This is a genomic window from Mesorhizobium sp. M1D.F.Ca.ET.043.01.1.1, from assembly GCF_003952385.1.
Lineage (GTDB): Bacteria > Pseudomonadota > Alphaproteobacteria > Rhizobiales > Rhizobiaceae > Mesorhizobium.
Genome location: NZ_CP034444.1, coordinates 2,909,602 through 2,921,985 on the forward strand (window position 1 = coordinate 2,909,602; position 12,384 = coordinate 2,921,985).

General features: G+C 54.9%; 9 protein-coding genes. 2 read left to right on the plus strand and 7 right to left on the minus strand.

The window, feature by feature from the left end; translation table 11 throughout:
* Positions 1-760 precede the first annotated feature (760 nt).
* From EJ067_RS14140 to EJ067_RS14170, 6 genes are all read right to left on the minus strand, one after another.
* Positions 761-2,104, minus strand: coding sequence for an AAA family ATPase (locus EJ067_RS14140; protein WP_126086273.1), 1,344 nt, complete (start codon positions 2,102-2,104; stop codon positions 761-763).
* A 456-nt stretch (positions 2,105-2,560) separates the two neighbouring features.
* Positions 2,561-3,346, minus strand: a complete 786-nt coding sequence (locus EJ067_RS14145; protein WP_126086274.1) for an ATP-binding protein — start codon at positions 3,344-3,346, stop codon at positions 2,561-2,563.
* Between the two features lie 12 nt (positions 3,347-3,358).
* The gene (locus EJ067_RS14150; RefSeq protein ID WP_126086275.1) at positions 3,359-5,296 is read right to left on the minus strand and encodes a DUF262 domain-containing protein; all 1,938 of its coding nucleotides are present in this window, start codon (positions 5,294-5,296) and stop codon (positions 3,359-3,361) included.
* Between the two features lie 390 nt (positions 5,297-5,686).
* Positions 5,687-6,715 carry a site-specific integrase gene (locus EJ067_RS14155; protein ID WP_126086276.1) on the minus strand — a complete coding sequence of 343 codons (1,029 nt, stop codon included), beginning with the start codon at positions 6,713-6,715 and terminating at the stop codon, positions 5,687-5,689.
* Positions 6,708-7,787, minus strand: a complete 1,080-nt coding sequence (locus EJ067_RS14160) for a hypothetical protein (RefSeq protein ID WP_126086277.1) — start codon at positions 7,785-7,787, stop codon at positions 6,708-6,710. Before EJ067_RS14160 ends, EJ067_RS14155 begins: the two co-directional genes overlap by 8 nt.
* A gap of 384 nt (positions 7,788-8,171) precedes the next feature.
* Positions 8,172-8,510 (minus strand): hypothetical protein, encoded by a 339-nt coding sequence (locus tag EJ067_RS14170; RefSeq protein ID WP_126086279.1) that lies wholly within the window; start codon positions 8,508-8,510, stop codon positions 8,172-8,174.
* Between the two features lie 376 nt (positions 8,511-8,886).
* Here EJ067_RS14170 and EJ067_RS14175 point away from each other — a divergent pair, with 376 nt between their 5' ends.
* The gene (locus EJ067_RS14175; RefSeq protein ID WP_126086280.1) at positions 8,887-9,948 is read left to right on the plus strand and encodes a competence protein CoiA family protein; all 1,062 of its coding nucleotides are present in this window, start codon (positions 8,887-8,889) and stop codon (positions 9,946-9,948) included.
* A gap of 396 nt (positions 9,949-10,344) precedes the next feature.
* On the opposite strand, the gene EJ067_RS14180 is transcribed toward EJ067_RS14175, so the two are convergent.
* Positions 10,345-11,274 (minus strand): hypothetical protein, encoded by a 930-nt coding sequence (locus EJ067_RS14180; protein ID WP_126086281.1) that lies wholly within the window; start codon positions 11,272-11,274, stop codon positions 10,345-10,347.
* A gap of 557 nt (positions 11,275-11,831) precedes the next feature.
* Between EJ067_RS14180 and EJ067_RS14190 the strand changes: the two genes are divergently transcribed.
* Positions 11,832-12,338 (plus strand): hypothetical protein, encoded by a 507-nt coding sequence (locus tag EJ067_RS14190; protein ID WP_126086283.1) that lies wholly within the window; start codon positions 11,832-11,834, stop codon positions 12,336-12,338.
* Positions 12,339-12,384 lie beyond the last annotated feature (46 nt).

Sequence of the window (12,384 nt, forward strand, 5' to 3'; positions counted from 1 at the left end):
GGGCATATGGATGAGCGCAGGTCTGCGAACGGGGTCCAGCCAACAAACCCCGCTCTTTCAAGTGCGCGCCGGGTGAAGATCACGATTTCTGCCCTTGGGGAGGCTCAGTGGGGTATGCATCCTAAACTCACTAGCGCCTCTCTAAGCTCATTCTCAAAGGCCAAGAACGACGTTGACAGCCGAAGCCTTGCAAGATCCTGGCGTTGGGCAATTGCTGCGAACGGTGGCTGTTTTCTCGCCGATCGCCTGTGGCCTCGTGCCGCTTCCACGGCTCGGATAAGTACCGCCTTCGGGTTCTGCTCAGCTTCTGCCGCCTGAGGCGTCTGCGGAAGTCGAAGGATTGCTAGATCTCCTCGAAATCCAAGGGCCGCAGCCACCGCCTCCCGTTCTGAAATAGCCCATGCTTCCATTTCTCGCCGCGGGGCGATCACGACCGTCCGATTTCGCGGAAGTGCACATTCTGCGAATGCTGCCTCTCGATATGCAACGGAACGGGTCACCATGGCATCTTCCAGCGCCCTCCCGCCTGTGTCTGCGTGAACAAACAGGATGTGGAATGCGTCCCGACCGTCACAAGCCTCTTTGGCCACCTTGGCAATCTCGCGCCCCTGCACACCGAGCTCAATAGCGGGCGTGGTTGGCACCGTGTGGACCCCAACTCCCTGCCGGGCCAGAAAATCCTCCATCACTCTCGGGAGCAGCACATCAAAATATTCTCGATCCGAGTTGCCCTCGTAAAATGTTGCCCAGGCCAAATACGTCATGCAGCGTCAGCGGATCGCTTCAGCAACCGAATAACCTCGGTGCGTGTAAGGGTTGTTTCAGGATCGAACAAATCCGGGGCGACAACGCCCGTCCGCATTCTGGTCCTCTGCGATCTGCCGCCTGTCTCGCTCTCGACGGTGGTTACCATGTCCGCTGCCACTATCTCCTCATCCTCTAACGCTGCCATGACCGCCGGAGAGTGCGTATTGACCAAAATCTGATATAAATTTCCCTTTCCAAGCTGGTCGGGAGCGGTTGCCGCACTTCGCAGGAAGTCAACAAGCAGTTCAATCCTGCCCTCATGGACCCCATTTTCAGGCTCCTCAAAGCACAAAATGCCCTTCCGCAACGGGTCGTTTAAAGCGGTCAGCAGGGCTAATAACCGAAGCGTGCCGTCGCTTATTACGCGAGAGCTGAAATCAAGATCATCGAGAGCTAGGCTAAATGAGTACTCTTTTGCGCCGGGATCGTCGCGCAGAACAATCGCTCTGACTGAGGGTATGAGCGAAGACAAGTCGGCGGAAATATCGGATAAAACACCGTCAGGCTGGCTTTCATTACGAGTTTCGTCCCTGATTTTGGCCAGGACCGCCGAAAGGTTGGATGCGTCGGATCGCAGATGACGGTCTTCAAATCTCCCACTCGGCTTTCGCGCGGCTTGAGGGTTTATCTCCAAAAACCTCGTGGAAATAAATAGCTCCCGAAGCGCATATAGATGCGGGAACTCCGCAGTACTCACCGTCGAAAGGGCCGTTCTTGAGGCTTCGTTGGCAGACAAGGTAACTGGTCGCCCTCTCTTGGTAGCACCATCCTGCCGTATTTCTATAGCTTCGTATTCGCTTCCCGCCCCCTTCATTCGAATAAAGGGCTTGAGCTGACCGCTATATCTGAGGGACCTGTCGCGCTTAATGTAAGCTACTGTCTCGCTGTGTTTTGGGATCACACAGCAATTTTCGCGACTGACGAAAATGCCGCGCGCATTTCCCTTGGCATCATATTTAAATGCAATCTCCAGTTCATAGCGAAGCCGCTGAGACTTAACCTCATACACTGTGCCGAACGCATCGACCCCGTTCGGATTGAGAACGACCTCCACTGCAAACCGCATGCGGCGACTGTTTCCGCTGGACGTCCTGCGGAAAAGCTCCTCGGGTTCGCCCCGAAGGTCCTGCATAGCGGTCCTGACATCGTGCTGCGCAAGCAACGACAGGAATTTCAATGCATCGAATAGGTTGGATTTGCCGCTGGCGTTTGGACCCACGATTGCCGTAAACGGCCTGAGATCGAGTACCAAATTCTCGAAATTCTTAAAACCGTCAATTTCAATTTTTGTGATCATCAGCCGACGCTATCTTTGAACGATCGCCCACACAAGTTTAACCCTGGGCACCCTCCGGGCGCTGCATTTGTCTGGCTCCATAGGCCGGCGAAGGTCATGGCTCTAAACCTTGCTGTGCAAGCTGCATCTTCGCAACCAGCACTGACCATCGGGCCGAAATTCGGCCTGCAGCGTGTAAGCCGCGGATTGGACCAAGCACGTACGTATGGCCGAATTCTCAATGCAAGGCGATCCTACATGGGATCGATGTCGGATGGATCGCGCTGGCGGGCTACAAGGGTGCAAGACCGTTTTGGAAAGGTGGGGATGCGCTCCAGACACCAAAGCCCGACACGAATAAAGACAGAACGAGCTGGTCAGGCAGCAGTCGCAGATGATCAAACCAACGACAATCCTAAACTGACCGTTCCATTAGAGGCGACCGCCCATGCCAACAAGCGACCTATTTCGAGAGGTCTATCGCCTTCCGGTCCGCTCGATCACGAGATCTTCGATCTCCCGCAGTTTCATCTTAATCGATCTATTGCCACTTCGGACGTAGACATGTTCCGAAACCCCCGGACCGGCATGATCTCTGCAAATACATATTCTCGTTCCCACCGGTTTTACGATGACCGAAAATATGTCCTTTTGGTCCTTTTTCACAAAGGCCCCGCTGATCGACCCTCGACAGCGGCCAAATTCGTCCAGCGAGTTTTCCAGACTTTGCCAAAAAAATAGCTCCCACCCGTCCCTGTCCTTCTTCGCGCCTGGCAAGAATTCGTATTCGTTTTCTACGCCATATAAATCGCCGCTATCCGTAACGCCGATAAGCAAAGTGCCACCATCGGTATTCATAAGCGCAGTGATTGTCTTGACGACCTCATGGATCATTGAGAGATCCACCGCTGCCTGCGCCGAAAACTTCGGATCATTCTCCCGTCGCTTGACATTGAGGAAGAGCGTTTGCTTGAACTCAACGTTTATGCACTCCCCCCTCGCCAGGGCGCTCTCGAACGCTGTCGAAAACTCGTCCTTGGTCGGCAACCTGGTAAAAATGCGCTGATCAGTAAGCTCGCCCTCCGACAGGGGAGGCCGGACGTAAATCTCATGAACTTCGCAGAATGCCACCAGCTTGGTAATAGCTGGGAGCGAGCCGAGCTGTTCGTATTCCCGCATCTCGCGAATTTCATCAATTGTGCACTCTGCACCTCGCGTCAGCACCGCAGCGACGAACTCAACCTCGGTTTGATAGCGTCCCATTGGTGAGGCCGATCATATCGTCAATTGCATCAACGATATAAGTTTGTCTGCTATTCTGTTGGCCCGGGAACGCCAGAAGGCTGGGATATTTTCGGGCCCGCTATTTAGGAGATCAAATTGATCACGGCCAATGAAAACATTCTCAAAGTAAGACTGCGCGCTTTCGTAACTAATTCCATTGTCATCTAGGTATTTCTTTGGGTATTGCGTCTTCCATTTGTTATTTGTTTCGCGAGCTAACGGCATTAGATTGCAGATGGCATTCACCCAATCTCGGCCAGATGCCTCTCGGTCTAGGTACTCCTTCAGTTCTCCGAACGAGTTATCGTAGCACCATTTCTTCGGAAAGATGTGATGCAGCTCAGCGCTTTTCTCCATTTTGTAAGTTACATCGATACCGTCGATGTCCCTTTTTGCGCCGGCTAGCATTGGGAGCTGAAGTGCCGCCTGAATTGCGCCTCCTGGCTTTCCGTTGGTTAGCCATTCAACCAGCTCAGTCTTACCGGGCACATCCGATGGAGGAATTAGATCAGCACTGATGCGCTCTTCACAGTACTCCAGCCACTTTGCGTTGGAGGGAAAGGTTGATCGCCGTTGAAGCAACGCCTTCAAAAAACTCAGATCAGTTCCAAGGGTGGTGAGGAAGCCTTGATCATAGCGGCGAGACAGCGCGTTTCGCCAGTAGAAAGCTCGGAACAGAGACTGTAGATTTTCGACGCTCCAACCGGCATGGCTAACCGCGGGGTCGAATTCCTTATGCCATCTCAGCGCCACATAGATCGCACCAGATATGGGGTACGGGGCGCTGTCGTAGGGGAAAGGTCCACCACCAACGCAGTTCTGAAATTCACCGATAAATCTAGCGAATTTGGTGTCGTTCGCGACGACGTTTAGCCAGTGTTGATAGGGAGTGGCCAGAAGATCGGGCGACTTCACCGACGAGATCTTATTGACTTTGCGGCTTCCGCTAATCACTCTAGGCCTTGGTTTGTCAGGCAGATCGTCGGTCGCGACAAAGCAGGCGGTGACCATCTGCGCGATCAGTTCAGGGCGCTTCTCGGGAACGGCCCACCCAGTGGCTCCATCAAGGTCACCAAGATCTTTGATCCAATCTCTAATTTGAATAGCGTCAGGGCCGAGATGCTCGGTCTCGCGGTAAATCCAAGCGTTGATAAGATCGACTGTCGAAACCTTCATTCCTGATAGATTTAACGTCTCGAAGATTTCGCATATTTTCCCGAGGTCATACTCTTCTGGAACTATGCACGCTGCAAGTTTTGTTGACGTTATGCCGTCGAACGCGGATTGCAAGATATTGTCTCTGCGAGACAATTCCTCTGCATCGGGAAGTTGGCTATTCGGATAATTTGCAGGGTTCTTAATCTCCTGGGCATAGCGATACCATTGCCTCATAACACTTTCGTCCGGCTGATCGCTGGAAAGCGGAAATAGGCCGTGACCGATGCAGCTTGAGGTGCTCGTAAGCCCCCTCCGTTGGAGATCTGATCGCTTAATGAAGATGACCCGCTCCAGGGGGTCAGGTTGAGAGGCATTTAGAAAATACTTTCCGCAGTACTTGCTTCTCCCATACTCGGGCGCGAAACCGGCGAATGCCATTGCAATCGCGGTGCATCGTTGCCGTCCGTCAAGGATGGCTAACAAGTTGGGGTCGCCCGTCTCCTTTCCAAAATACGCGATCGCGTGCTTTTTGTTGACTGGGTCATAGTCACCAATTGAAAGACGCTCCACGTCTAGCGGATTTTGGTGCGACTGCTGCCAAAGCGTTGCCATCCCGATTGGATAGGCGTCAATAATCGAAGTTGCGAGCTCGGCTACGGCGGACGTGTCCCAGACGAACTCTCGCTGAAATTTGGGAACCTGCCAACTCGCTTTGCGAAGGTTGTCTATGACCTCGGCGATACCGAGTTCGCCAATTCGTATTCCGCCCATAGTTCCCTCGCTCCTAGCCCCGAACTCATTTTAGCTTTTACACGAAAATCTCAGAAGGCAATCCGTATCTTTGCGACAGCCCGGGCAGAAGTTTTATGCCGGAATGACGGAGGCCAGGTAGCGGAGAGACGGATCAAATCGCGCCTTGTTCGGAGGCCCAACGGGCTATGGCCTGACCATCACACAAGAGCCGCCCATTCGATTTTGCCGCCCACTCGACCCTTTCCATCTGTTTTGAACTCAGATGCCAATGGTTGATCTGCATCCGCGGAGTATGCCCCCCGAGTTTGGCGAGCTAACGCAAGAAATCCTTCCGGGCTGTCGATCTACGGTTTGAGAACTTGCCACTAAGCTGTCTTCCTTCGCCCGGCGGTCTCGGTAGGGGATGCGTCATAAAATTGCGCCAGCTGCGTTGCTAATGAAAAGGTCGATGTCCCGAATATAGCGACCTAGCATGGCATCGCTGGCGTGGCCGGTTTGTTGCCGGATTTTCCAGGGGGATACCCCGACCATAGCTGCCGATGTGACCAGCCCGGCCCGCAACGAGTGAGCTGAAAAGCCATCCGGGCTGACGTCGGCGGCCAACAGTCTCCCCTTCAAGACCAGCGCCACTGCCTCTGCAGACAGACGCTGTTCGCTGATGTGACCGTGACGGCTGACACAACGGAATATTGGTCCAGCACCAATTGTGGCGGTGGACAGCCATTGGTCGAGAGCGTTGACGGGGCAGCACCGAGTTCGACCGAACGGAATGCCGATCTTTCGACCAACCCCCTCCTGGTCCGTCTTCGAACGCCGCAATTGGATGATGATCCCCTGTCGAACTTGCTCGATGTCCTCCACGTCGAGGCCTACGAGTTCAGATCGTCGAAACCCTCCTGCGAAGCCGATCAGGAGCAACGCTCGATCCCTAGTACTCTTGGGGTCGTCACCCATGCGCTCTAGCACTGCGAACAAGTCATCGCGCAGGAGGGGCTTGGCTTCAACTTGAGCGGTTCCGCGACTGCGTTTGATGCCGCGAATTGTCGCCTTCACCAGTTCAGACCTTGTCGGGCTGGCGAACCCCTCTGCGGCATGCGCCTTGGTGATCGTTGCCAGACGCCGACAAAGTGTGGCGACGCTTAATGTGTCCGCATGCTCCGCAAGATATTTGGCAATCGTCATATCGGTGGCCGGAATGCTGCCGCCCCAGGCCTGGAAGTGAGCAAGATCGGCGGCATATGCCCGGCGGGTATTTTCGGACAGGCTCTTTTCCACATACCCGGCTACGTCGTCGGGCAACTCGGTTGTGAAGTTAATTTCACAAAGCGGCGTGGTGGCGTTCGTAGCGGCTCCGGGGGGTACTGACAGGTCTGCCAAAGGCCCCAATATGGGTCGTGATAAGAGGGGATTATCACGAGTTAGACGGCCTTTAGACATGTTGGCGCTCCTCGTTCAGGAGCGGGATATCGTTGCGAAGCAGTGAGATGATTTCGGTGGCGTTTGGACAATGCGAGCCTTGGCTTTCGATTTCCCACAGCCGCCGAAGTTCGTCTGCTAGTGGCCATCGGTAGTGTGTCCGCAACAGGCCGCCCTCGACTGCAAACAGTATGTCGCCGAGGAATTTAATCCGCTGCGCGGGCGAGACATGGCTGCGGACCCAGCGAGCCGTGTTGCAGTTGCGTCCGAGAAACCGTCTCAGCGCCTGCTGCCCTTCGCGGCTATAAACGTCGAGCGCCCAACTAGGCAGCACGCCGCACATGGCTTCGGGAGGAAAGTCGTCGTCCTCGATCACTGCCGGCTGCTCAGGCTTTAGCGACGCCAGCAGCACGACCAGCGGGCACAGGACCTGCCCGGCCCTTCGAAAACCTTCCCGCGCAATCTCGACCAGGGTGTGGGGATGACCTGCTTCGCAAAGATCATCGAAGAGGGCTTGTGGTGTTCCCTTTCGTGTCCGGAGCTGCGGTGAGGCGCAACGATCAGTCCCGGCCAAATACCAGGCGGCCAGCGCACGCTTCGGCAGCGGGGCACTGCTCCTCACAAACGCGAGCAATTCGGAGGTTGTGCCATATGTGAGGCCCAGCCGAAGATGCTCATACGATGGGTGCCGTTCGGCGAGCATGAGTAGATCGTCAGCGCTCCGGCATTTCGGTGCGTCGCACATTCGCTCGACAAGATAGCTTGCGACGGACCATTCGCCGCCGATTTTTGCCCGAAATGATTTCCCCGCGAGCGAGGCCGTGACGAGGCCAACGGTGTCGATATCAGCGACCCCGACATCCTCGAACGCTATCGAGCAAGCCCGTCGCCAGAACCTTTCTGGCGACTGCCGAAGCAGCGTGGCGGCTGCCTGCAATGCGAATTGTCCGTGCCCGCGCCGGATAGCTTTCTGAAGCAAGGCCATGGCCAACCAGGGTGAAATATCGAGGGGATGGGGAACGGGCGGCTCATGGCGAAGCAGTTGCTGCACCAATTCGTGTCGCAGGATAGAGAGGGTTTCGGGACAGTTCATGTGGCTTCCTCCTTGGAGTTCAAGGGAGGAGCTGAGCGTTCAGTCCCACTATTAATGATATAGTATATCAGGTCTTTATCAAGTTATATTAGCCATCTACAACAAATAGCTGGCCAACGGGGCAATACCTATAGAAATCGGCGCTGCTGTTTACGCGAGGATTTGAACACAGTCTTCACAATTTTACCAGAAACCGGCACGAAGACACCCCGCAATCTCTGAGCTAGATCGATTTGGTGCTTTGCCTCTGCTTCTATTTTCTCAAAATCGTGCTCTGAGAGTAGGAACCCATGAGCCGTTTCGGTGCCGTTCTCAATCACAAACTGAACCTCCGCGGGTCGAATGCCTCGTTGACGCATTCGCAAATGAGCATGATCGCTAAATTCAAGCATTTGTTTCCTGCCCCTTTTTCGAGCGGAGTGTCTGAGCGGGAACCCAATCCTTAGTCAGAGGCAACCTGAACCAAAGGTCTCGCCAGGCATTTCGCGACGTGCCACCCGCGACCTTTGACGCCCACTCCGACGGCGAGTATTCACCGGAAGCGTCGACAATCTTTCCGCCTTGGATCTTGGCATAGTGATGGTCTGCTCCATACGCCATTCGGACCTCTGATCCCTGGGGTATCGTCACCTCTTTCCAAACAAGTGGCTTGTTGAATTCGCTCATCTCCGCCACGGCCAACGCCAGCCGATTTTTGTACAAGGCCGGCGCGTATTTCTGCATCACCGCCCCCAGGCGGTCTCCCCAGTGATCCTCCCCCCAACTTCTACGCTATTTTCTATCCACCTTTCGACTAACGTCTCCGCGAGTTGCTCGGGGCTCACCTTGCCATCGGAAAAGCGCACGATGTCGCTATAAAGCTCGCGAGAAAATGGGATAAATACGACGCTTGTAGGCATATCTGGTTCCTATAATTTCGCTCTAGCACGTTATAGCCCCACAATAGGCTCAACTTTTAGCAGGCGTCAATAGCCGTTGTTTGGAAAAAATAGTTTCTTTTAGCTGGATCGCCGTAGAGTTGGTTCTCTTGCGCAGGGCTTTGCGTCCCACCAAAATGCGCCAGCTGGCATATCTGTCAGCGGGGATTGGAGGATAGCTGGTGCCACTACGCTGCCTCGGGGCTGAAGGCGAGAGTATCCTGGCATTCGACCTGAATAGGGAGGAATGGGCAGCGCTGCGGAAGGGCAATGCGCAATCGCGGCATCTGCGAATGCCGTGTTGCACCTCTCATGCGGTAATGAAGGTGTCGTCTCGCGGGCAGCAGTTTTTTGCACATCAGCCGCATGGAATTTGCACCACCGCTCCCGAGACGGAACAACATCTTCTCCTCAAGAGCCTTGCGGTCGAGGCCGCTCGAAAGGCCGGGTGGACGGCATCGACCGAAGTCCGGGGCTTCTCGCCAACCGGTGAAGAATGGACCGCCGACGTTCTTGCCGAAAAAGGCGATCATCGTGTTGCGGTCGAAATTCAGTGGTCGCCACAATCCTTAGATGAAACGATGCGACGACAGGAGCGCTACAGGCAGTCTGGCGTTCGCGGCCTGTGGCTACTTCGAAGACTGGGCTTTCCCATCTCCAAGGAACTCCCCGCTGTTGTTGTGTCGGGGGATAGTCAGGGCGGTTTCGAAGCCAGGATCCCGAATGGAACTCGGCAGAACAAGAAGAACCTCGATGATCCGAGGAACTGGCGACAGCAGATGCCGATTGCATCGTTTCTGCATGCCGCGTTCGAGCGTCGATTTCGCTATGGGATCGAGACTGACATGCCGGCAATCGTCACCGTGCAGTCGCGCAAACTTTGGTGCCGAGAGTGCCGTGCGCCAACCTGGGCAATTAAGTCAATCGAGATAACGGTAGGGCCGTACTCCTCTCAACGAACGCTTCTCGACTTACCAGATCAGGCTGTCATGGAGGTTGTTCAGAAGCTTCCTCTGGATGAACCCGTCGGGACCATCAAGTCTCGGTTTGTACGTCCTCTTGGACGACCCCGCTTCAGCAACGGCTGCTTTAATTGTGATGCCCTGATCGATGATTTTTTTGAAAATCAGGCATGGTGCTCAGAGCTGAAAACCCTCGCCATTTTCCCAGTACAGCTGTCTAATGGCTGGCAGGATGTCATAGGACCGCGGTACGGCTGGGGAGTTCACCCACAAGGACCGTGAGGGACAAAAAATGTCTCCGGCAAGAAGTTCGGCGACAAGCCTCCTGAGCCGAAATGGGTTTCCGTCAGACCAAGCAAACTCTGCTATTCTTAAGAAGGCGACTGTCGGCTGAACCTCCCCCGGGTAAGTGCTTGATTATCGCAAAGTATTCGTCATAGACGGGGTGCCCCGTACCCCTTCCTGGATATATCCGGGGCGTATCCCTGGATGTGTCTTTAGACATCTGAGAAGGACACGCTGTAAGCAGGGAACAAGCTCTTCGCCCCGCTCTAAGTCGAGCGCTCTAAACGGCATATCCTATAGGCCAGTTGGTTCAAATCACCCCATCTCGCGGGGAGCTACGTGCGCGAGAGTGTAGTTAATTTCACCAGCCTATTGCTGGTTGACCCAGCAAACCTAAACCTTGCTCTTCAACATACGCTTGACGTCTTCCTTAGCGTTCACTGCCGCAACGTATGCAGGATCGATCTTCCTGATCAACTCTTGCTGTGCCGGGGGCAAATTGGCGAAAATCACGTGCGGGCGATGTTCGGGCCAAATCTTGGCGAAACGACGCTCGTATTGCTCCCGGGTAACTGACGAAAAGTGCTCGGGAAATTCCTCGATCAGGAATTCATAGCTGGGCATCACTTCCTCCGGGTGGCCGTCCTCCCGCATATCCCTGTACCTCTCGGCCATTCGCTGAAACGCGATATCCCGAGCCCAACGCGAAGGGGCAGTCCTGGCAGATGGCTGGGGTGCTACATGGAACTGAGCGCGCTCGGACTGCTGAGATGTCGGGGCCGCACGTCTGCCTTCGATGATTTCGTCATCTGACCAGCCGCGTTCCTTGCGTTTCCTAATCGTGCTCGGAGCGACGCCCCGCAACTTGGCGAGCTGGGAAACGGTGTAGGTGAAGCCAGTGCGTGAGTAGTAGAAAATCAGGGTGTCCGACTTGTTGTTGTTCTGTGTGCGCTTGTCTGCCCACCTTACCTTACCAGGGCCATATTCCGGATCCGCATTGTCGATCCGGTCCAGTGTCGCACCGAGCGCAGGGATCGACCCGACATGGCGAAGGAAACTGGCAAAATCTCGGAAATCACGATGGATCACCGCCCCATGGCTTTTTTCCCGGGTGAGCATATTCCGATGCGTGTTCGCCTCGTGCTTATAGCGTTGCCGCAACTGCATTTTGGAAAGCGTTTCGCAGTCGGTTGTCACCTTAGGCCTAGTGGTTTTCCCGATTTTCTTGACTGCGCGACACGACATTTTCTTTTTACTCATGACCGTGACACCCGGGTTCGTTTTTCGGCCTAAACGGCACCATTTTGCGTCTTTGCCGAGCATGCGTGCCTGTCGCGCTCGTCCAGAAAATCAACCGAGTTCCATGCGAGTACCCCGATGGAACCGCTGTGCTAAGTCGAGCTGGTAGAGATGCGCCGGCTCTTCAGCAGCCAATCGTCGATGTCGGTAGTCCGATATACGACCAGGCGCTTGCCCGCCTTCGAGTAGGCCGGGCCTTGGCCACGCATCCGCAATTTGGCCAACGTTGACGGGGCGATGCCAATGTATCGAGCTGCTTCGGTCGTCCGCAATGTCTTCGGGGCAGATTGCACGTCCATCTTCCGGGCTCCTGGTGACCATTGAAGAAAGGATCGGACATGTAGGTCTACGCGACAAGCGCGGCCAGCAGTTCTGGACGCGAAGTCACACCAGGGCCGTTAACTTTCAAACCCGAGCAGCTCGCGTAAGGTTCAGTTTTGAAAGATTTTTCTCACGCTCAGGCTGCCCTGTCACAGGGTGGCATTTCGCAACCACCCGGCGATCCTAAATACCAATGTATCATACTTCTTGCATAGTTTCTGATAGAATGTTACAAAGTATGTCTGCTGAGGGAGATCGACGTGAGCACAACTGCCATCGCCATTTTCACGGGAAAATCAACCGCCATGGTTCTGGAAGACGGCGGATCCCGTTCGTGGGTTCTTGACCAAAAGAAAGCTCGGGGCTGCGAATACGCGGTTCTCTATTTCAACGAGCAGTCTAAATATCCAACCAAAGGGTTCACTGGCCACCGGGAGGCCTTTCTTGTGGGGCGGATTTCCAATGTCGTTCCGTCTCGATGGGTAGGGGGACGTTACCTCATCCAGTTTGACGCCTATGCCGAGTTGAGCGGCGACGGTGTCTGGCCCGGATGGCGAAATCCCGTTCGTTACACGACGCTGGAGGATCTCGGCATCGACGAAACTCAACTGAAATTTATGCCAATGCCCGAGGTGAAGCACGGGCCAGAGGCCCCCACTGATGTCGAGGCCGACCAATCCCCACTGACTATCCAGGCGGCGAAGGTAAGGCTGGCCTCACACTATGGCGTCAAGCCGGAGCAGATCGAGATCGTGATCCGGGCCTGACCGATCATCGCTTGATACAGGAGGCGTCGCCCATGGCGATGTCTCC

Coding starts and splice junctions, on each gene's coding strand:
- EJ067_RS14180 (WP_126086281.1), bottom strand. CDS start 11,274: ATGCTCGGCAAAGACGCAAAATGGTGCCGTTTAGGCCGAAAAACGAAC.
- EJ067_RS14170 (WP_126086279.1), bottom strand. CDS start 8,510: ATGCAGAAATACGCGCCGGCCTTGTACAAAAATCGGCTGGCGTTGGCC.
- EJ067_RS14140 (WP_126086273.1), bottom strand. CDS start 2,104: ATGATCACAAAAATTGAAATTGACGGTTTTAAGAATTTCGAGAATTTG.
- EJ067_RS14150 (WP_126086275.1), bottom strand. CDS start 5,296: ATGGGCGGAATACGAATTGGCGAACTCGGTATCGCCGAGGTCATAGAC.
- EJ067_RS14160 (WP_126086277.1), bottom strand. CDS start 7,787: ATGAACTGTCCCGAAACCCTCTCTATCCTGCGACACGAATTGGTGCAG.
- EJ067_RS14155 (WP_126086276.1), bottom strand. CDS start 6,715: ATGTCTAAAGGCCGTCTAACTCGTGATAATCCCCTCTTATCACGACCC.
- EJ067_RS14145 (WP_126086274.1), bottom strand. CDS start 3,346: ATGGGACGCTATCAAACCGAGGTTGAGTTCGTCGCTGCGGTGCTGACG.